The sequence below is a fragment of the Mesorhizobium sp. M1338 genome (assembly GCF_040318045.1).
GTDB lineage: Bacteria > Pseudomonadota > Alphaproteobacteria > Rhizobiales > Rhizobiaceae > Mesorhizobium.
Map to the genome: position 1 here is coordinate 1 of NZ_JAMYLL010000002.1, position 18,349 is coordinate 18,349.

22 protein-coding genes and 1 pseudogene are annotated in these 18,349 nt (G+C 63.2%); 10 read left to right on the top strand and 13 right to left on the bottom strand.

The window, feature by feature from the left end; translation table 11 throughout:
- The coding region (locus NKH19_RS01960) for an ISAs1 family transposase (RefSeq protein ID WP_352981591.1) at positions 1 to 475 on the top strand (475 nt) is incomplete at its 5' end.
- Positions 476 to 625: 150 nt separating this feature from the next.
- Here NKH19_RS01960 and NKH19_RS01965 read toward each other — a convergent pair.
- From NKH19_RS01965 to NKH19_RS01985, 5 genes are all read right to left on the bottom strand, one after another.
- Positions 626 to 2,401: a tetratricopeptide repeat protein gene (locus NKH19_RS01965; RefSeq protein ID WP_352981592.1), complete on the bottom strand. Its 1,776-nt coding sequence runs from the start codon at positions 2,399 to 2,401 to the stop codon at positions 626 to 628.
- Positions 2,402 to 2,635: 234 nt separating this feature from the next.
- Complete coding sequence (locus tag NKH19_RS01970) at positions 2,636 to 3,079, bottom strand: DUF1284 domain-containing protein (RefSeq protein WP_352981593.1); 444 nt, start codon at positions 3,077 to 3,079, stop codon at positions 2,636 to 2,638.
- A complete protein-coding gene (locus tag NKH19_RS01975) occupies positions 3,076 to 3,666 on the bottom strand; it encodes a biotin transporter BioY (RefSeq protein WP_352981594.1) in 591 nt (196 codons plus the stop codon). Before NKH19_RS01975 ends, NKH19_RS01970 begins: the two co-directional genes overlap by 4 nt.
- Before the next feature lie 108 nt (positions 3,667 to 3,774).
- Positions 3,775 to 4,443: a GntR family transcriptional regulator gene (locus NKH19_RS01980; protein ID WP_352870369.1), complete on the bottom strand. Its 669-nt coding sequence runs from the start codon at positions 4,441 to 4,443 to the stop codon at positions 3,775 to 3,777.
- 107 nt (positions 4,444 to 4,550) lie between these two features.
- Entirely contained in the window at positions 4,551 to 5,567 is a 1,017-nt protein-coding gene (locus NKH19_RS01985) for a polyprenyl synthetase family protein (RefSeq protein ID WP_352981595.1), read from the bottom strand.
- A gap of 203 nt (positions 5,568 to 5,770) precedes the next feature.
- On the opposite strand from NKH19_RS01985, the gene NKH19_RS01990 reads away from it, so the two are divergent.
- From NKH19_RS01990 to NKH19_RS02020, 7 genes are all read left to right on the top strand, one after another.
- Positions 5,771 to 5,995, top strand: coding sequence for a putative signal transducing protein (locus NKH19_RS01990; protein WP_023759075.1), 225 nt, complete (start codon positions 5,771 to 5,773; stop codon positions 5,993 to 5,995).
- On the top strand, positions 5,995 to 6,795 hold the full coding sequence (locus NKH19_RS01995; protein ID WP_352981596.1) for a tRNA1(Val) (adenine(37)-N6)-methyltransferase: 801 nt from the start codon (positions 5,995 to 5,997) through the stop codon (positions 6,793 to 6,795). The genes NKH19_RS01990 and NKH19_RS01995 overlap by 1 nt, the downstream gene beginning before the upstream one ends.
- A gap of 79 nt (positions 6,796 to 6,874) precedes the next feature.
- Positions 6,875 to 7,735 (top strand): S49 family peptidase, encoded by an 861-nt coding sequence (locus NKH19_RS02000; protein ID WP_352981597.1) that lies wholly within the window; start codon positions 6,875 to 6,877, stop codon positions 7,733 to 7,735.
- 141 nt (positions 7,736 to 7,876) lie between these two features.
- Positions 7,877 to 8,062 carry a hypothetical protein gene (locus NKH19_RS02005; RefSeq protein ID WP_292185499.1) on the top strand — a complete coding sequence of 62 codons (186 nt, stop codon included), beginning with the start codon at positions 7,877 to 7,879 and terminating at the stop codon, positions 8,060 to 8,062.
- Between the two features lie 26 nt (positions 8,063 to 8,088).
- Positions 8,089 to 8,988 (top strand): 4-(cytidine 5'-diphospho)-2-C-methyl-D-erythritol kinase, encoded by a 900-nt coding sequence (locus NKH19_RS02010; protein ID WP_352981862.1) that lies wholly within the window; start codon positions 8,089 to 8,091, stop codon positions 8,986 to 8,988.
- Complete coding sequence (gene moaB, locus NKH19_RS02015) at positions 8,975 to 9,529, top strand: molybdenum cofactor biosynthesis protein B (protein ID WP_352981598.1); 555 nt, start codon at positions 8,975 to 8,977, stop codon at positions 9,527 to 9,529. Before NKH19_RS02010 ends, moaB begins: the two co-directional genes overlap by 14 nt.
- Before the next feature lie 140 nt (positions 9,530 to 9,669).
- Positions 9,670 to 10,128, top strand: coding sequence for a GFA family protein (locus NKH19_RS02020; protein WP_352981599.1), 459 nt, complete (start codon positions 9,670 to 9,672; stop codon positions 10,126 to 10,128).
- Here NKH19_RS02020 and NKH19_RS02025 read toward each other — a convergent pair.
- Both NKH19_RS02025 and NKH19_RS02030 read right to left on the bottom strand, forming a co-directional pair.
- Positions 10,118 to 11,148: pseudogene (locus NKH19_RS02025) on the bottom strand (hypothetical protein). The gene NKH19_RS02020 and the pseudogene NKH19_RS02025 overlap by 11 nt on opposite strands.
- An 88-nt stretch (positions 11,149 to 11,236) precedes the next feature.
- Complete coding sequence (locus NKH19_RS02030; RefSeq protein WP_352981863.1) at positions 11,237 to 11,755, bottom strand: glycosyltransferase; 519 nt, start codon at positions 11,753 to 11,755, stop codon at positions 11,237 to 11,239.
- A 149-nt stretch (positions 11,756 to 11,904) separates the two neighbouring features.
- On the opposite strand from NKH19_RS02030, the gene NKH19_RS02035 reads away from it, so the two are divergent.
- Both NKH19_RS02035 and rnhB read left to right on the top strand, forming a co-directional pair.
- Positions 11,905 to 13,059: a PA0069 family radical SAM protein gene (locus NKH19_RS02035; RefSeq protein ID WP_352981864.1), complete on the top strand. Its 1,155-nt coding sequence runs from the start codon at positions 11,905 to 11,907 to the stop codon at positions 13,057 to 13,059.
- 151 nt (positions 13,060 to 13,210) lie between these two features.
- Entirely contained in the window at positions 13,211 to 13,906 is a 696-nt protein-coding gene (gene rnhB / locus NKH19_RS02040) for a ribonuclease HII (RefSeq protein WP_352981600.1), read from the top strand.
- A 287-nt stretch (positions 13,907 to 14,193) separates the two neighbouring features.
- Here the strand turns inward: rnhB and NKH19_RS02045 are convergent, their stop codons facing one another.
- The 6 genes from NKH19_RS02045 to NKH19_RS02070 form a co-directional block, all read right to left on the bottom strand.
- Positions 14,194 to 14,685 (bottom strand): F0F1 ATP synthase subunit B, encoded by a 492-nt coding sequence (locus NKH19_RS02045; protein ID WP_352981601.1) that lies wholly within the window; start codon positions 14,683 to 14,685, stop codon positions 14,194 to 14,196.
- A gap of 10 nt (positions 14,686 to 14,695) precedes the next feature.
- Complete coding sequence (locus NKH19_RS02050) at positions 14,696 to 15,277, bottom strand: F0F1 ATP synthase subunit B (RefSeq protein ID WP_352870378.1); 582 nt, start codon at positions 15,275 to 15,277, stop codon at positions 14,696 to 14,698.
- 78 nt (positions 15,278 to 15,355) lie between these two features.
- Complete coding sequence (locus NKH19_RS02055; RefSeq protein WP_006206606.1) at positions 15,356 to 15,580, bottom strand: F0F1 ATP synthase subunit C; 225 nt, start codon at positions 15,578 to 15,580, stop codon at positions 15,356 to 15,358.
- A gap of 85 nt (positions 15,581 to 15,665) precedes the next feature.
- The gene (locus NKH19_RS02060; protein ID WP_352487594.1) at positions 15,666 to 16,424 is read right to left on the bottom strand and encodes a F0F1 ATP synthase subunit A; all 759 of its coding nucleotides are present in this window, start codon (positions 16,422 to 16,424) and stop codon (positions 15,666 to 15,668) included.
- A gap of 59 nt (positions 16,425 to 16,483) precedes the next feature.
- Positions 16,484 to 16,891: an AtpZ/AtpI family protein gene (locus NKH19_RS02065; RefSeq protein ID WP_352870380.1), complete on the bottom strand. Its 408-nt coding sequence runs from the start codon at positions 16,889 to 16,891 to the stop codon at positions 16,484 to 16,486.
- A 254-nt stretch (positions 16,892 to 17,145) separates the two neighbouring features.
- Positions 17,146 to 18,327, bottom strand: coding sequence for a cell wall hydrolase (locus NKH19_RS02070; protein WP_352981603.1), 1,182 nt, complete (start codon positions 18,325 to 18,327; stop codon positions 17,146 to 17,148).
- Positions 18,328 to 18,349 lie beyond the last annotated feature (22 nt).

Below are 18,349 nucleotides of genomic sequence, written 5' to 3' on the forward strand. Positions count from 1 at the left end.
CGATCACTCCACCGATCTCGGCAAGGCCCATGGCCGCATCGAGCAGCGCACCGTCACCGTCAGCGGCGAAACCGATTGGCTCTCCGGCACCCGCCGCTTCCCCGGCGAATTGCGCCTGCCCGCCGCCGCTTCGATCGTCCGCGTCGCCGCGCATGTCGAACTCAAGGATCGATGCCGTATCGAGACCAGATATTATATTTCCTCCGCAACGCTCAGCGCACAACAGGCCGCCAATGCCGTGCGCGGCCACTGGATGATCGAGAATGCCCTCCACTGGACGCTCGACGTCGTCTTCAAGGATGACCAGTCGCGCCTTCGTAAAGGGCATGGCGCAAACAACATGGCCATCGTCAGGCACTTCGCCATCAATCTCGTCCGAGCCGTAGCAGACAAGAAATCCATCAAACTCCGCCGCAAACGCGCCGGATGGGACACCAGATATCTTGAGACCCTGCTGGGAGGGCTTTGCCGTTAACCTGGATTCGAAGCCCTGCCCGCCCGCCCCGAACGGAAGATGTTTTGAGGCCGCTTCCGCAAATCAGCGCGCGTTGGACGAGCGCATGTGGCCCAAACGAAAACGGGGCTCTGAAAGAGCCCTGTTCGCATTCACATGAAATAGCTTACTTCACCCCTTCGGGGCGGGCACCGGCTCTGGCTTGACCTTCGGGGTTTCCTGCGCCGTGTTGGATTCGATCGGCGGCAGGCCCTTCATCAGCTTCTGCTGCAAGGTGGCCAGCACATCGGGATCGGGCTTCAGGTCGCGGGCCTGGTTCCACTGGAAGGTGGCTTCCAGCTTGCGGCCGACGCGCCAGTAAGCATCGCCAAGGTGATCGTTGAGAACCGGGTCTTCCGGCTTCAGCGACACGGCGCGTTCCATTTCGCGCACGGCATCGTCGAACCGGCCGAGGCGGAAATAGGCCCAACCCAGCGAATCGACGATGTAACCGTCGCTTGGCCTGAGATCGACGGCCTTCTGGATCATCGCCAGGCCTTCCTTGAGGTTCATGTTCATGTCAACCCAGGAATAGCCGAGGTAGTTCAGCACCTGCGGCTGGTCGGGGACCAGTTCCAGCGCCTTGCGGAAGTTCGGCTCGGCCTTGGGCCATTCCTTCAGGCGCTCATAGGCGATGCCACGCTGGTAGAAGATGTTCCAGTTGGCCGCGGTCGGCGTCTTCAGCGCCTCGACAGCCTTGTCGTAGAGATTGGCGGCCGAGCGGAAATCATCCTTCGAGGAATAGACGCCACCGAGCGCCAGATAGGCGCGCATGTCATCGGGGTGGGCGTCGACGAAGGCCTTCAGATGGGTGATCGCCTCCTCATGACGGTCGAGATCGGCAAGGTTGAGGCCGAGCTGCAGGTCCGAAAGCTCCTTCAGCGGCGAGGTAGCGGGGATCCGCCGATAGAGCGCGATGGCGCCCTCGCCGTCCTTCAACTGCTCGGATACTGCAGCGAGCTGCACCAGCGCCGCATCGCTGTCGGGCTTCAGCGCCAGAGCATACTGCAGATAGAGACGGACGAACGGCTCGCCGCCACCACGGTTGAGCGCGGTGGCGAGATCAAGCAGAATCTCGGAGGCGCCATCGGACGGACCGGCAGCGAAGGGCGCGATCTTGTCTCCCTTGGCGATCTTGTCGCGCAAGGCGACGATTTCCAGCTTGCCGGGCGAAAACGTCTCGGCCTGATCGAGCACCGACATTGCCTTGGTCTTGTCGCCTTTGCGGGCCAGGAACGAGGCGTAGGCCTGCGCATTACGCATCCAGGTTTCGGGAGCCGCACCACCGGCGGCCGTATCCTGCATGGTCGCGGCGTAGATCGCCTCGGCCTTTTCGGGGATACCGGACGCATCGGCGATCAGTGCACGATGGAACGACTTGAACAGGCCGAACCAATCCGGCCCCTGGAGCTTGTCGATGGAGGCCATCGCATCGGAGGCCTCACCGGCGCCCTGTTGGGCCCAGCCGGACATGACCCCGGAGATCAGCCGGTCGAGATCGGATTCCAGCGACAGCTTGAGCCAGTACTGCGCCTTGGTGAAATCCTTCTTGTGGAAGGAATCAACGGCGAGTGCCAGGCGCGAGAAGCGTTCGACGTCTGGAACTTCCTTGAGCTTGTCGGCATAGACCAGGGATTCGTCGAAGCGGCCTTGCGCGATCAGCGACAGCATCAGGCTCTGCTGCAGGCTGGTGTCGCTCGGGTCGAAGGCCAATGCCTGCTTGTAGTAGGCGATGGCGCTGTCGAGGTCGTTGTCACCTTCGGCGATCCGGGCCGCCAGATAGGCGCCCGAGAAAGACGTGATCTTGACCGGTTCGGTGGTTTGCTTGGCATAGGCCGGCAGAGCCGAGATCGCCATGCCGGTCACAATTGCCAGCCTTGTCAGCCAGCGCGCACGTCCTTGCCGCATCGTATCCCTTTCAGCCAGGCGCCATCTCCGCATCAGCGGGATCGGCGTAGACTCCATCTTCGTGATAAAGCATGGCCTTTTTGGGGTCGCGCTTCAATCCGCCTCGAATTCACAATCCGGGCACCCGATTAACAAACCATGGCGACAAGGGACAGTTTTCCGATTTTGAATTCCGGCCACGGCCCTGCGCGGAGCCGAATATATCACAGATTCGACCTGGGCTCGGAGCCAATTTCAGCGCTCACCCGGCGAGGCAGACCACTGCACCAGCGTGTCGCCATATCCGCCGGCCGCGATCGTGCCGCACAGATCATTCCACTCACAGCCGCCGCAAGCCTTGCGCACGCGGCCAGCCGAAAACGCCTGCCGCATCTGGACCAGGATTGCGGCGTCGAGATCGAGGCTGGCGCCGACCCGGATTGGGCGCGCCAGCAACTCCTCCAAATCCTGTGCCGCGAGCCGGTCCCGCTGGACGACGCTCTCGTTGAGACAATGCGGTTCCGCCTCGTCGAGCAACGGGCCGCAGACATCGTCAGGGCCGGAAACGAGGAGGACGTCCTCGCCCCGGCTCAGGCGCTCCGCGACGCGATCGTAGTTGGCGGTGAAGGCGGGACTGTATCCCTTGCCCACATAAGTGAGCAGGCAAAGGAGGTGATGGGCGCGCAGCCTGATCGTCACGGATTGGCCGGCTTAGCCCTGCCGGGAAGGGCCATGAGTGTCGCGGCACCCAGCGCCGACTTGAGCAAGCCGCCGACCAGAAAAGGCAGAAATCCGAACGTGATGGCCTGTTCGGCGCCGATCATGACGGCGAGCCACATGGTGCCGAGAACCAGGCAAGCAAGGTTGCCGAGCAGCATGGCAATGAAGGCGAGCACGACGCTATTGCCGTTCCAGCCGCGTTCGGCGAGCCAGCCAACCAGCGCGCCGGTGACCGGGAATGCGAAGAGGTAGCCACCGGTCGGCCCGACGAAATGCTGTAGGCCGGCGGCGCCCCCGGCCAGCACCGGGAAACCGACCGCGCCCTCGACCAGCCAAGCGGCGATGGTAACGGCGCCAAGCCGCCAGCCATAGAGCGCGCCGATCAATGTCACGGCGAAGGTCTGCATGGTCACCGGAACCGGCACCATCGGCACTTCGATGTAGGAGGACAGCGCCAGGAACAGCGTCCCGAGCACGACGGCTCCAACCTGCCAGGCAAGAGAGCGGCCCTGAAGCCGGAGCGGGCTGAACGACGGCTTGCTGGCCGAGAATGCGACGTCTGTCATCGGGATTCCTTTGATCGATTGCAAATTATAGATAATTTCTGTTTTCGATCTATTATCGAATCCACAATTCCTCGGAGATAGCAAGCCCTGGCTGCGCAAAGGGTCGTCCTAGCCTACGATGGCAAAGGCTTCTCGCGTCGTCCCGGCAGCCGTCCTGACAGGCTTGCGGCCAATCCATTGGACGTGCCGCCCCAGTGTCGCGGCTGCCGATTCGGTGTTTCCCTGCCGTAAGGCGGCGAGTATCGCGCGATGATCCTGGTCGGTGCGTGTCTCCCACTCCGAGCGCCAAGCCGCGAACAGGAAACGGGCACTCGCCGCGTGCAGATCGTCGATGGTGGCGAGCAGGCGCGGCATGCCGCATGGCGCCAGGATCAAGCGGTGGAAGGAGCGGTTGGCTTCTTCCCATGACCTGACATCGCGGGATTTGTCGCCGGCCTTGGTCGCTTCCTCGGCCAGGTCGAGAATGGCCGACGTCAGGTGCGGCGCGGCGTGCCGCAGCGCCAGCACTTCGAGCGCGGCGCGCATTTCGGCGACTTCCTTGACCTCGCCCAGGTCGAAAGACGCGACACGCACGCCACGGCGTGGCTCGCTGACGGCCAGCCCTTGCGCCTCGAGCCGGCGGAAGGCTTCGCGCACGGGAACATGGCTGGTTTGGAATTCCTCGGCGATATGATCCTGCCGAAGCCTGGCCCCCGGCTCGATCGCGCCGGAGATGATGCGGTCCGCCAGCACCTTGCTGATGCGCACCGCGATGGTGTCGTCCGTGCCCTTTGCCATGTTTTATAGATAATTTGCGACGGGGCAGCTTGTCGAGACGGCGAGACTGAATTCACAACTTACCTGCCCACAGCGCAAACCAGAGGGAGCGTCGCGAAAGCCAGCCTTCAATTCACCCGGCTGATGCAGAAATCGATGACGTCGATCAGCGCGGATTTCTGCGGCGTCGCTTCCAGCGGCGCCAGCGCGTCGCGGGCGATCTCGCCGAAATGGCGGGCGCGCCCGATCGTGTCGGCGATGGCGCCGTGGCGTGTCATCAGGCCGATCGCCTTTTCCAGGCCGGCGTCGTCGATGACATTGTCCTCGATGGCACGCTTCCAGAAGGTGCGCTCGGCCTTGGTGCCGCGCCTATAGGCGAGGATGACCGGCAAGGTCACCTTGCCCTCGCGGAAATCGTCGCCGACATTCTTGCCCAGATCCTTGCTGGTGCCGCCATAGTCCAGCGCGTCGTCGATCAGCTGGAAGGCTAGGCCGAGATTCATGCCGTAGGAGCGCAGCGCGGCACGGTCGTTGCGCGTCGCCTGGGCAATGACCGGGCCAACTTCGGCCGCCGCCGAAAACAGCGCGGCGGTCTTGGCCTTGATGACGGCGAAATGCTCGTCCTCGGTGGTCTCCAGGTTCTTGGCGGCGGCAAGCTGCATCACCTCGCCCTCGGCGATGATCGAGGCCGCGCTCGAAAGGATGTCAAGCGCCTCCAGCGAGCCGACATCGACCATCATGCGGAAAGCCTGGCCGAGCAGGAAGTCGCCGACCAGCACGCTCGCCTGATTGCCCCAGATCATGCGGGCGGTCTTCTTGCCGCGGCGCATGCCGCTCTCGTCGACGACGTCGTCATGGAGAAGCGTCGCCGTGTGCATGAATTCAACTGCCGTGGCGAGCTTGACGTGGCCCTCGCCGGAATAGCCGAACATCTGCGCGGCGGCGAGCGTCAGCATCGGCCGCAATCGTTTGCCGCCGGACGAGATCAGATGGTTGGCGATTTCGGGGATCATTTCGACATCGGAGCCGGCCTTGGACAGGATCAATTCGTTGACGCGCCCCATATCGGCCGCGGTCAGATCGATCATGTCCTTGATGGAGGCGGGCTCCCGCTTCCCGTTTTCGATGTTGAGAACGACACCCACGACAATCACTCCCGTCTTGGTATAACGCGTGCGACGGCACCCTTAATCCTTGCATGGACTCTAGGGCGGCAGGTACATCCACGGCAAGAGGCGAATTGGCGCGCCGGCGACGACAGGCTGTCAACTGGCGCCACAGGGAGTTCTGCTTCGCCGCAATCTGCCTACCCGTTTACATCAGCGCCGCAAACTGAGAGTTTCGCCCGATGATAGAGCTCATTCGCACCAACGACGCCGTCATCATCTCCTTTGTCGAATCGCTGATGCGCGATGCCGGCATCGGCTGCTTCGTCGCCGACCAGAACATGAGCGTGCTCGACGGCTCGCTCGGCATCCTGCCGCGGCGCGTCATGGTCGACGCCGACAAGGCCGACGCGGCACGGCGCATCCTGACGGACGCCGGCATCGCCAACGAGATCCGTGGAAAATAATGCCCGCCGCGCCGGCCACCCTTATCCCGGACACACCGGCCCATACGGTCGATGCTTTCCATCGCGGCCGGTTCTGGCTCGTGCAGCCCAAGCAAGGCGGCCATCGCGCCGGCATGGATGCGATGATGCTGGCGGCGTCCGTACCATCTTCCTTTGGCGGGCGTCTGGCCGATTTCGGCGCCGGAGCCGGGGCCGCGGGCCTGGCGGTGCTGTCGCGCTGCCTGGCGGCCGAGGCCGTGCTTGTCGAACGCGCGCCGGAAATGGCGGCCTTCGCGGCGGCCACCCTTGCCCATCCCGGCAATGCGCATCTCAGCGATCGGGCGTCCGTGCTGGTCGCCGATGTCACAGTGTCGGGCCGGGCGCGGGCGGCCGCCGGCCTCGCCGACAACGACTTCGACTTCGTCATCATGAACCCGCCTTTCAACGCCGCACGGGACCGCGCCACGCCCGATCGCTTGCGAAAGGAAGCCCATGTCATGGAAGACGGGCTGTTCGAGAGCTGGATCAGAAGTGCCGCCGCGGTGGTCAGGCCGCGCGGCGGGCTTGCCGTGATCGCGCGGCCTGACCAGCTCGGTTCCATTCTAGATGCGATCGCAGGGCGCTTCGGCGATACCGAGATGATTGCCGTCCACTCTCGCCCAGACGCGGCGGCGATCCGCATCATTGTGCGGGCGGCACTCGGCGCACGAGGAAGACTTGCCATCCGCCCGCCGCTGATGTTGCACTCGCAGTCGGGCAACGGTCCTGATGAGCGCAGTGAAATGATCACCAACGGGCTTGCCTCGCTGTTCGGAGATTGAGCTATTCCTGGCGCCCACATTGCTGTTGGCCGGGGAATCCCTACATGCCAGCAACCCATCGACCGGAGACCGTGCCCTCGTGAAACGACTTATCAACCGCCTGCTGCCGAAATCCTTGCGCTCCACCGTCGTCACCATTCCGGTCATCCGGCTGCACGGCACCATCATGGCCGGCGGCCAGTTCCGGCCAACCCTGTCGCTGGCCTCCACCGCCGGTCTCATCGAGAAGGCGTTTTCCTACGACGCGCCGGCGGTCGCCATATCGATCAATTCGCCCGGCGGCTCGCCGGTGCAGTCGCGGCTGATCTTCAAGCGCATCCGTGACCTGGCAACGGAAAAGAACAAAAAGGTGCTGGTCTTCGTCGAGGACGTCGCGGCATCGGGCGGCTACATGATCGCGGTCGCCGGCGATGAGATCTTCGCCGATCCGTCCTCGATCGTCGGTTCGATCGGCGTGGTGTCGGCCTCGTTCGGCTTCCCGGAACTGATGAAGAAGATCGGTATCGAGCGCCGTGTCCACACCGCCGGCCAGAACAAGGCAGTGCTCGATCCGTTCAAGCCGGAGAAGAAGGAAGACGTCGAACGCCTGAAGGCGCTGCAGCTCGAGGTGCACGGCACGTTCATCGACCTTGTCAAGGAGCGGCGCGGCACCAAGCTGAAAGACGATCCGGACCTGTTCACCGGCCTGTTCTGGACGGGCATCAAGGGCCTTGAACTCGGCCTTGTCGATGCGCTCGGCGACATGCGGACGGTGCTGAAGACCCGCTTCGGGGAGAAGACCCAGCTCAGGCTGATCACGGCGCCGCGCGGTCTTCTCGGCCGCTTCGGCCTATTCGGCTCGAGAATGGGCTTTTCGGCGCCAGACATCGCCGCCGCCGCCGCCAGCGGCGTGATCGATGCGGCGGAAGAGCGTGCATTGTGGGCGCGCTTCGGGCTTTGAAAAATCGGCGAAACCGTCTAGCATGAGAGACTTGTAGTTTCATGCATGTCGTTTTCCCAAAACCGGATCCACTTTCGGGCGACATGCATCAACCGACCCGACCGGCCGCCTTCGCCGGCCCAGCGTGGGAGGAGTTTTGGTATGCCGCAGATCATTTTCTTCACCGTGGTTGGCGTCGCCGCCTATTTCGGCTATCGCACCTTCATCCGCGAAGCCGAGCGCGTGACCGCCAAGGTACGGCGCACCGAAAAGCAGGCGGCCAACGGCACGATGGGCACGCTGGTCAAGGATCCGAAGACCGGCGAATACCGGCTGGCCAAGGACTGAGCACCATTTCACATGTGACTGACGCGGTGGACACCGACACCGGTTCACGTACTTGGCATGCGCATGCCAAGATCAATCTGGCGCTGCATGTCACCGGCAGGCGTCCCGATGGCTATCATCTGATCGAGAGTCTGGCGGTGTTCACGCGTTTTGGCGACAGGGTCGAACTCGCGCTGGCCGACAGTGATGATTTTGTCATGTCAGGCCGCTACGCGCCGGCCGTTCCTGTCGACGCCAGCAATCTTGTGCTTAGGGCGCGCGATACCCTGCGAAGAGAAGCCGGGCTGGAGAAAACCCCACCGGTCGTCATCCGGCTTGAAAAGAACCTGCCGGTTGCCTCGGGCGTCGGCGGTGGCTCGAGTGACGCGGCAGCCGTGCTGCGCGGGCTGGCAGAGATATGGGCCCTGGATATCGATGGCACCGAGCTGGCGCGGATCGGCCTCTCGCTTGGCGCCGATGTGCCGATGTGCCTGGCGGCAAAGCCGCTGGTCGCGCGCGGCATCGGTGACGAGCTGTCGATGGTGCCGGATTTTTCGGCGCTGGGACTGGTGCTGGTCAATCCAGGCACGCCGGTGTCGACGGCCGATGTGTTCGCAGCACTTTCGCGTCGCGACAACGAAGCCTTGCCGCCGCTGCCACGCAGCATCGATTTTCACAGCCTGCGCAACTGGCTGGAGATCACCCGCAACGATCTCGAACCGGCAGCGCTGGCGATGCAGCCCGCCATCGGCAGGGCGCTTTCCTGGCTTAACAAAGCTGGATCGGGTTTTTCACGAATGTCCGGGTCGGGCGCCACATGCTTCGGCCTGTTCGAAACAGGCAATGTCGCCAAGCGCGCCGCCGCCGAGATCCGCGGCCGCCAGCCCGACTGGTTCGTCGCGGCGACGCGCAGCATCGCATCGGAGGGAGCCGATGGCCAGAATTGACGAGAGCCGTTCCCTCATTCCCGTGCGCATCGCGGTGCTGACCGTTTCCGACACGCGCAGCCTTGCCGACGACAAATCCGGCCAGACGCTGGCCGACCGCATCACCGAGGCCGGTCATATCCTGGCTGCCCGCGACATCGTTACCGACGACCGCGAAAAAATCCGCGACAAGGTTCTGGCGTGGTCACGGGACAAGGATATCGATGTCGTGATCACCACCGGCGGCACCGGCTTCACCGGCCGCGACGTGACGCCGGAAGCGCTGGAGCCGATCTTCGAAAAGCGCATGGACGGCTTTTCGGAAGTGTTCCACCGCATCTCCTACGACAAGATCGGCACCTCGACGATCCAGAGCCGGGCGACCGGGGGCGTCGTCAACGCCACTTTCGTCTTCGTGCTGCCGGGCTCACCCGGTGCCTGCAAGGACGCCTGGGACAGCATCCTGAAGGCGCAACTCGACTACCGGCACATGCCGTGCAACTTCGTCGAGATCATGCCGCGCCTGGACGAGCATTTGCGGCGCGGCAAATCGGCTCCGTAGAAGCCGAGGCGAAGCGTCGGTTCCACGCCGCGTTTGCCAGGCAAAACAGCACCGGTGCCTTCGAAACACCATTCCAAACCGGATCTCGCAAAAGTACCTTGCGTGAAGGCGATCATCGCCATCACGACAAGGCGGATACGATGACCATGCATACCGGCGGATGCCATTGCGGCAACGTTCGCCTTGCATTTTCAACCGAACTCGATGCATCGCAAATCGAAGTTCGCGCCTGCCAATGCTCGTTCTGTATCAGACATGGTTCGCGCGCCGTTGCCGATCCGAATGGCCGACTGATCATCTCGGTCAAGGACGATGCACTATTGCAAAAATACCAGTTCGGGCTGAGGACGGCTGACTATTTGATCTGCCGGGATTGCGGCGTCTATGTCGCCGCAATCGCCGGAGAGGACGATGCAATCGCCAGAGACGACGCAAGGGCTATCGTCATCATCAACGCGCTGGACGACCGAGAGCGGTTCAATCAGGCGCCGGTCCTTGTCGACTTCGATGCCGAAAGCCGAGCGCAGCGCCAAGCCAGGCGCCGCACACACTGGACGCCTGTCGAGATGAACTTCGGATGGTTCCTTTTCAGCGGATGACCGGCTCGCCATGAAAGCGACGGCGCGACGGCGACGATACGCCGAAGCCGACTTCCATCATCAGCCGCGGCGTCCGCGACGGCACAGTGCCCATGTGGAAGCCGAAGGGGTCCTCGACGAAGCCTAGTCCTGCTTCTCCAGTCAACGTCACCGGGCTCTGCTCGCCATAGACGTCCAGAACCTCTTGCGCGGGTGGCCGACCAGGAGGGTGAGCTGATGCTTGAGACTGCGGCGATTGTGACTGCCCCTGACATAGACATGCGGGCCGGTGTCGCCATCGACCGGCTTGAGATAGAAAAAGAATTTCAGCATGCGCCAGTCGTCGAGGTCAAAATGATATTTGCCGAGTGAGGCGAGGTTCTTGTCGGCATCCGAGGCGGCACCCGTCGGAAAACTCCACCAGACCCGTGTCGTGATCAGTTTTGCCTGGCCGCCGAGATAGTGCGTGGCAACATCCAGAAGCAGCGGATCGCGCTGGATGGCGAGCGCCGCCTGGCAATCGAGGATGCGCTCGAAAAAATGCCCGCTGAGCAGCGAGCGGCCAAAGCGCTTCTCGGCTTCGGCATGTTCACCCGGCATGAATTCGAGACGGCGGTCGAAATTGCCGAAGCAAGGCGTGCGCCCGGCGAAATCCGCGATCTCTTCATGGATCGCCGGCGGCAAGACCAGGCCCGAAAACAACCCGTCGGAGCGCAGCGCTTCGACCACCGCTTCACGGTCGACGCCGGCAAACATCGTATCCCCCGCATTGTCGGCCGGACGGGCGCGCTTTGCGCCCAGCCAATGCATGCGGCGCCCGGGCATGGTGCGCGCCAGCACGAACATCGGCAGCCAGGCGGGGTTTTCGCGCAGGTCCGTCAGATAGGTCGGAATGCGCACGGCGATGCGCCGCAGCAGGCTGCCGTTACGCGCAATGGCCTCGAGACTGGCCGTGCCGATTTGTCGGGGGCTGAAAAGTTCATTGGATCCTCGGCTACGGGGAGCGGCACCGATTCCGTATCGGTGCTCATCACTCGGCATGACCCAAACCCAATTCATCCGCCTGACCGGGAAACTAACCTCAGGTCAGATTTTGTGCAATGCACAATGGACAGAGCAGCTGCAAAAATCACCTCGGGGGGCGACGTTCCTGTTTCGCCGGCGCCACCCATATCTCGGCCTCGAGCCGCTTTGTCGCTAGGCCGCGGGCGATGGCCTCGGCGCTGACGGCACTCTTGGCCGCGGCCTGACGCTTGCTGATCAGCAATCCATCGGCCAAGGCGCGGTTTGGGGAAAAGACGCGAGCCAGGAACGGCGTACGGCTGCCCCGCGCCCGCGAAAACCGTGCCGCCGTGGCTTGCCTGGCCGTATGGTCGACGACCGCGTCGATCCAGCCCTCCATCAATCGTGCGCCCGGCTCCAGGAGCAGCAACCAGTCCCCCTTGGCTTGCCGAATCCCCACCGCGATGCCGCCCGTCACGTACTGACAACCGGCATGCTCGGCCACACGATGCGTCTGGTCGGTTGAGCCGGTGTCACAGACGATGACGTCACGCACCACGCCCTCGACGGCGCCGCCAATCAGCGAGGCGAGCGTGCGGGTAAGGCCTTCCTCGTCATTGCACGTTTCGATGAGAACACTGAGCATCATTAGCCGAATAGCGGAAAGCGCGGCACGGCGCCAGTTATCCAGCGAAGCACAAAAAGTTCTTGCTTTGTTCTCATCAACAAAATAGGAATAATTTCATGAACAGAGCGATTCGACACAACACCGACAGTCCCTGGGAGCGGGCGAAGATGGAACAGATCGTGCGCGCCGACATCGCGGCTTTCGGAGCTGGACGGGCCGGGATGGCCAATGCGATGATCGAGCAGAGTGGCATGCGTGTCCGTCCGGACCGCAACCGCGGCAGGTCGGCGGGCATCAATCCGTCGGGCCGGTTCGAGCCGGTCAGCCGGCATGTGTTCGACGATGGCTGGAACTCGCTGGAGGAACTGCCGCCCTTCAAGACCGAAGTGCAGGTCGAGAAACCGCGCACCATCATCACCCGCAACGAATCGCCCGACATTTCCTTCGACCGTTCGATCAACCCGTATCGCGGTTGCGAGCACGGCTGTGTCTATTGCTTTGCCCGGCCGACGCACTCGTTCATGGGCCTGTCGCCGGGCCTCGATTTCGAATCGAAGCTGTTTGCCAAGCCAGATGCGGCGCGCTTGCTCGACAAGGAACTGTCGAAGGACGGCTACCAACCGCGCACCATCGCCATCGGCACCAACACCGACCCCTACCAGCCGATCGAGAAGCAATACCGGATCATGCGCGAGATCCTCGAAGTGCTGGAAGCGCGTGGCCATCCGGTCGGCATCGTCACCAAATCCGCTTTGGTGACGCGCGACATCGATATCCTGTCGCGCATGGCCGAACGGGGGCTGGCCAAGGTGGCGCTGTCGGTGACGACATTGGACCGGATGCTGGCCAGAACGATGGAGCCGCGGGCGTCGACGCCAACCAAGCGGCTGGAGGCGATCCGGCAGCTTTCGGATGCCGGCATTCCGGCTTCGGTCATGGTGGCGCCGATCATCCCCGGCCTGACCGACCCGGAGATGGAACGGATTCTCGATTCGGCACGTGCCGCCGGCGCGCGCGAGGCGGGTTATGTCCTACTGCGCCTGCCGCTGGAGGTCAGCCCGATCTTCAAGGACTGGCTGCTGCGCCACTATCCTGACCGCTACCGTCACGTGATGTCGTTGATCCGCTCGATGCGCGACGGCAAGGACTACGATTCGGAATGGGGCAAGCGCATGAAGGGCGCCGGTCCCTATGCCTGGCAGATCGGCCGGCGCTTTGAGATCACAGCCAAACGGCTCGGCCTCAATGTCGAACGGCGCACGCTGCGGACCGACCAGTTCGTTCCCGCGGGAAAGGATCAGGTACAACTGACGCTGCTTTGAAAGTGCAATCCGCTGCGGTGGTCGATCCGCCGCAGCACAGGAATCCCGTCCGGCCTGCCCCGGCTTGCAGACGGTGCCCTCCCGGTCCGGCGCCCCACCCGACCCGGAGGGACTTGCGGAGAATCGGAGCCGATGCGAACCTCGCCGCAACATGGCTCGCACGCGTTCTGATTCTCCGCCTCTCTTTGAGATCATCGAGAGGCCCGACTTCTCCTTCGAGACGAAGGCGATGGCCGAAGGTCTGTGGCCGGTTGCGGGCATGGACGAGGCCGGGCGCGGTCCCCTGGCCGGGCCGGTGGTCGCGGCGGCGGTGGTGCTCGATCCCGCCAACATTCCCGACGGCCTCGACGATTCCAAGCGTCTCAGCCATTTGCAGCGCGAGGCCCTGTTCCTGCGAATTCTCGGCTCCGCGCAGGCGGTCTCAATGGCCTCGATCAGCGCCGAGGGCATCGACGGCAGCAATATCCTCAAGGCAAGCCTGGAGGCGATGCGCCGCGCCCTGGTTGGCCTGTCGGTTCAGCCGAAGCTCGCGCTCGCCGACGGGCGCGACGTACCGCCGGGCCTGCCTTGCGCTGGGCGCGCGCTGATCAAGGGTGACCAGCGTTCGCAATCGATCGCCGCCGCCTCGATCGTCGCCAAGGTGATGCGTGACCGCATGATGTGCGGTTGCGGCAACCATCACGACCGCTATGGGTTCGAGGCCCATATGGGCTATGCCACGGTCCGCCATCGCACGGCGATCGAGGCGCATGGCCCGGTAGCGCGGCTGCACCGCGTGTCGTTTGCGCCGTTCAGGCTTGGCGGGACCGAAGTGGCCGAAGAAGAGAGCCTCGTCGGATTGGAGTGAGCAGACGGCGATGGCAGCCGATCTCCCCCCTCGAGGGGGAGATGTCGCCGAAGGCGACAGAGGGGGTCGGCTCGACTGGACTCGGCGCCCCTTTTTTCACTGGGCTCGACGCTCCTTCGACGACGAAAGAAGAGGTCAGCGCTTCACGCGCGGCGACCCCCTCTGGCCTGCCGGCCATCTCCCCCTCAAGGAGGGAGATTACGCCCTCGGCCGCCAATCTGGTTATCCACAACAAAAACCCGCCAGGTTTTCCCGGGCGGCTTTCGATGATTGGCTAGACGGACCGTCTAGTTCAGCTTCGACTTCACGTCCGCGAGCGAAGCCTTGAACAGCTCGGCACCCGCCTTGGCGTCGATCTTGCCGGCAAGCAGCGTGCGTGCGGCCTCGACGGCGATATCGACGGCGCTGGCGCGGACTTCGCTTATGGCGTCACGCTCGGCCTGGCCGATCTTCTGTTCGGCAAGCGCGGTGCGCCTGACGACATAGTCCTCGGTCTTCTTGTGCGCCTCGGCTGCAAGCATGTCGGCTTCGCGCGTGGCGGCGGCGACGATGGCGGCCGCCTCCTGCTCGGCTTCCTTGCGCTTGCGCTGGTACTGGCCGAGCAGCTGCTGGGCCTCCTCGCGCAGCCGGCGCGCTTCGTCCAGCTCGTTGCTGATCCTGTCGGCGCGGGCGTCGAGCGCCTTGGCGATCAGGCCAGGTACCCTGATGTAGACTGCAACGCCAAGGAAGATAACCAGAGCTACCGTGGCCCAGAGCGTTGCGAGAGAGGTGTAGTCCATGATGCGCTCCTCACCTGGCCACGGATTTGACCGCGGCCGCGATCTCGGCCTTGCTGGCCTTGCCGCCGACCAGGGCCTCGACGATCGCCGAAGCGGTATCCTCGGCGATGCTGCCGACTTCCTTCATGGCATTGGCCTTGATGGAAGAAATGCGGGCCTCGGCCTCGCCAAGCTTCGCGTCGAGTGCCGCCTCGACCTTCTTGCGTGCGGTCTCGGCCTCGGCCTTGGCCGCATCGTTGGCCTGCTGGCCGATCGCGTTGGCCTTGGTCTTAGCTTCCGCCAGTTCCTGCTCGTAGGCAGCAACAGCGGCGTCGGCCTCGCCCTTCAACTTGGCTGCCTGGTCGAGATCCTGGCTGATGCGATCGTTGCGGACATCGATGATGCCCCCGACGCGCGGCATCACCACCCGCTTCAGGAAGAGGTAAAACAGCCCGAAAGTGATCGCCAGCCACAGAAGCTGCGACGGGAACGTCGCAGGATCGAATGGCGGAAACGTGCCGTGCGCTTCGGCAGGCACGCTGGTGCCGGAATGCGTCTCGCCTTCCGTTGCGGCAGGCGCGGACTCTTGCGCGAAGGCAGATGTCACGAACATGGACTATCCCCGAAATTCAGGCCCGCCGCTTGCGCGGCCGGCCTGTCCAATCTTCTCATGGCTTAGCCAAAGAGGGACTCAGCCGAACAGGGCCAGAAGCGCGATCAGGAGCGAGAAGATGCCCAGCGCTTCGGTCACGGCGAAGCCGAAAATCAGACGGCCGAATTGGCCATCGGCAGCCGACGGGTTGCGCAGCGCGCCCGCGAGGTAGCTGCCGAAGATGTTGCCGAGGCCAATGCCCGCGCCACCCATGCCCAGGCAAGCGATGCCGGCGCCGATGTACTTTGCTGCTTCTGCGTCCATTTGTTCAACTCCTTTGGATCTAAAAATTCCGTTGCTCTATCATCCGGCGCCAATGTTGGAAAACTCTTGGGCCGGAAACTTTTGCTCAGTGCCCCGGGTGCAGGGCGTCGTTGAGATACATGCAGGTCAACACGGCAAAGACGTAGGCCTGCAGGAAGGCGACCAGCAATTCCAGTGCCGTCAGCGCCACCGCCATGGCCAGCGGCAGGATCGAGCCGGCGACGCCAACCGCGCCGAGCGCGCTCAGGCTGACGACGAACCCGGAGAACACCTTCAGCGTGATGTGGCCGGCGAGCATGTTGGCGAACAGACGAACCGAGAGGCTGACCGGGCGCGACACGAAGGAGATCACCTCGATCAGCACCACCAGCGGCAGCAGGAACACCGGCACGCCATGCGGCACGAACAGCTTCAGGAAGCCAAAACCATGCTTCATGAAGCCGTAGACGACCACGGTCGCGATCACCAGGATGGCCAGACCGAAAGTGACGATGATGTGGCTGGTGACGGTGAAGAAATACGGGAACAGGCCAAGTAGGTTGGCGACCAGCACGAACATGAACAGCGAAAACACAAGAGGGAAGAACTTCATGCCTTGCGTGCCGGCGGCATCGCGCAACATGTTGCCGACGAATTCGTAGGCCATCTCTGAGACCGACTGAAGCCGGCCAGGAACGAGGCTGCGGCTCGACGTCGTGAGAAACAGAAACGCGGCCGCGACAACAACGGTCGCGACCATGAACAATGCCGAATTGGTGAAAGACAGATCGTAGCCGCCGATGTCGATCGGAATCAGCTTGTTGATATGGAACTGGTGGATCGGATCGACCTTGTCAGCTGCCACGTTCAAACCCCGTCAATGCCGCGTACGGCCTCGTTACCATTACCGCACATGAAGCGCGGTCATTTCTTGTCGTCCTGGTCACGGCGCGATTTATCGCCCTGTCCGAATTCTGCCACAACGCCCGCGGAACGCATGACGTTAAGCACTCCGGCGCCAAAACCAAGCAGCAGAAACACGATCAGACCCCAAGGCGATGTCCCCGCCAGACGGTCGATGATCCAGCCGATGCCGGCACCCACCACCACCCCGGCGATAAACTCGCTGGAGAGTTTGAGCGCCTGGCCATAACCGGCCATACTGCCCGCTTTCGCGTCGTCTTTCCCCTCAAGCCGATCCGGCCGCCTTGTCGCGAGCGATGCTTCAAGGTTGCGCCGGCGGCGCTCAAGGTCGTCGTCGCGGATGCCGGGTTCATGCTGCTTGCCGCGGCCGGTTTCTCCGGTTCCGTCTGGCCCATTCTTGTCGGCCATCGCAACCCCCCTGCCCGGTCAGACCGTCACCGTCCGTCCGCTTCTAAAGTCGCCGGCAACATAGTTAGAGGGTTTGCGCCCGTCAAGCCACGGACAGAAGTTCATTGCCATGTATTTTAGGCAGCAAAATCAATGGATTAGAAAGGTGCGACATCGTGCCCGCCACGATGACGGGGATGCATGGCGCGAATCCCCCGGGCAATGGCTCTTCGATCGACTGCGCGGCGCGCCAAGGATCAGCGACTGTTGCGCGCTCAGCTCCAGCCGCCGCCATAGGTACGATAGAAGATATGCAGACCGATCTTGGTCATCTTCTGCATCGTGCGCGCCCAGCCGGGATGGACATATTGGGCGTAGTAGTGGGTCGACGATCCGACTTCCGGGATGAAGATCTTGCCGGCGGTGACGGCCATGGCGATATCCTGCGCGGTCTTGTAGGCGACAGGACTGTCGATGCGCTTCTTCCTGCCGTCGCAGGCGAAAGAGAACTGGCAACGGTTGAACCAGCTGTCGTTCTGGTAGACGACGCCGCAGATCGAATTCGGATAGGTCGGGTTGCGGACGCGGTTGAGTATGACCTGGGCGACGGCGGCCTGACCACGTACGGATTCGCTCCTCGCTTCGAAATAGACGCCCTTTGCGAGGCATGCCTGTTCCGGTTCGGAGAAGACACTGGCGGGCAACGGGTTCTGGATCCACGAATGATCGCCCTTGACCATCGGCGGAATGAAGCGGCCATCATTGGGCTGCTCGTCCTGAAGCAGGGCTTCGAAGGGCGATGCCTGGGCATAGTCGGGCTCGGACTGCGCATAGGCTGTCGCCAGCACATCCGGACGGTCATTGTTTACCAGCGCCGCCAGCATGGCAGGCACGCCGGGATCCGGCTTCTTGTCCTCGCGCGCATGGAATGCGGCGGCTATCTGGATTTCCTTGCCTTTGATCCGCGGCTTGGCGAAAGCCATCTTCAGGCCGCTGTCCACGCTGGGCCGCAGCAAGGAGGAGGTGCGCTCGAAGATCGAGCCGGCATTGAAGTTCTTCGGCGGTGCCACGGGGGACATCTGGACGATGCGGCCCTTCTTCTCGGCGCGCACGACGCGATCCTCGTCGGGCGTGGCGCTGACCTTGCCGCCCTTGCCGCGAAAAGACACGTTGCCGATGCCGGCTAGGTGGACACCCGATCCGGAGATGGAGCCGGTGACATCGGAATCGACAAAGGGCATCTCGGCCGCATGGGTCGAGCCGGCGACGGATTTCTCGACATAGGAATTCCAGCGGGTGCTCGATGCTTCGAGGCCGGAAACGAGGCTCGTCATGTCCTGATAGGCGGCGACGGTCGGAAAGCCGATCCAGATGCCGATGCCGACGACGAACGGAGCCAGAAAGCCACGTCTCTCACCGGCGGCGGCAACAAGCCGCTTCAACACACGTCGATGCACGGAACTCTCTCCAGGAACGCTA

Excerpts from the sequence above, each read along its gene's own strand:
- NKH19_RS01965 (WP_352981592.1), bottom strand. The coding sequence starts at position 2,401 with ATGCGGCAAGGACGTGCGCGCTGGCTGACAAGGCTGGCAATTGTGACC.
- NKH19_RS01975 (WP_352981594.1), bottom strand. The coding sequence starts at position 3,666 with ATGACAGACGTCGCATTCTCGGCCAGCAAGCCGTCGTTCAGCCCGCTC.
- NKH19_RS01980 (WP_352870369.1), bottom strand. The coding sequence starts at position 4,443 with ATGGCAAAGGGCACGGACGACACCATCGCGGTGCGCATCAGCAAGGTG.
- NKH19_RS01990 (WP_023759075.1), top strand. The coding sequence starts at position 5,771 with ATGATAGAGCTCATTCGCACCAACGACGCCGTCATCATCTCCTTTGTC.
- NKH19_RS01995 (WP_352981596.1), top strand. The coding sequence starts at position 5,995 with ATGCCCGCCGCGCCGGCCACCCTTATCCCGGACACACCGGCCCATACG.
- NKH19_RS02005 (WP_292185499.1), top strand. The coding sequence starts at position 7,877 with ATGCCGCAGATCATTTTCTTCACCGTGGTTGGCGTCGCCGCCTATTTC.
- moaB (WP_352981598.1), top strand. The coding sequence starts at position 8,975 with ATGGCCAGAATTGACGAGAGCCGTTCCCTCATTCCCGTGCGCATCGCG.
- NKH19_RS02020 (WP_352981599.1), top strand. The coding sequence starts at position 9,670 with ATGACCATGCATACCGGCGGATGCCATTGCGGCAACGTTCGCCTTGCA.
- NKH19_RS02030 (WP_352981863.1), bottom strand. The coding sequence starts at position 11,755 with ATGCTCAGTGTTCTCATCGAAACGTGCAATGACGAGGAAGGCCTTACC.
- NKH19_RS02035 (WP_352981864.1), top strand. The coding sequence starts at position 11,905 with ATGGAACAGATCGTGCGCGCCGACATCGCGGCTTTCGGAGCTGGACGG.
- rnhB (WP_352981600.1), top strand. The coding sequence starts at position 13,211 with ATGGCTCGCACGCGTTCTGATTCTCCGCCTCTCTTTGAGATCATCGAG.
- NKH19_RS02045 (WP_352981601.1), bottom strand. The coding sequence starts at position 14,685 with ATGGACTACACCTCTCTCGCAACGCTCTGGGCCACGGTAGCTCTGGTT.
- NKH19_RS02050 (WP_352870378.1), bottom strand. The coding sequence starts at position 15,277 with ATGTTCGTGACATCTGCCTTCGCGCAAGAGTCCGCGCCTGCCGCAACG.
- NKH19_RS02055 (WP_006206606.1), bottom strand. The coding sequence starts at position 15,580 with ATGGACGCAGAAGCAGCAAAGTACATCGGCGCCGGCATCGCTTGCCTG.
- NKH19_RS02065 (WP_352870380.1), bottom strand. The coding sequence starts at position 16,891 with ATGGCCGACAAGAATGGGCCAGACGGAACCGGAGAAACCGGCCGCGGC.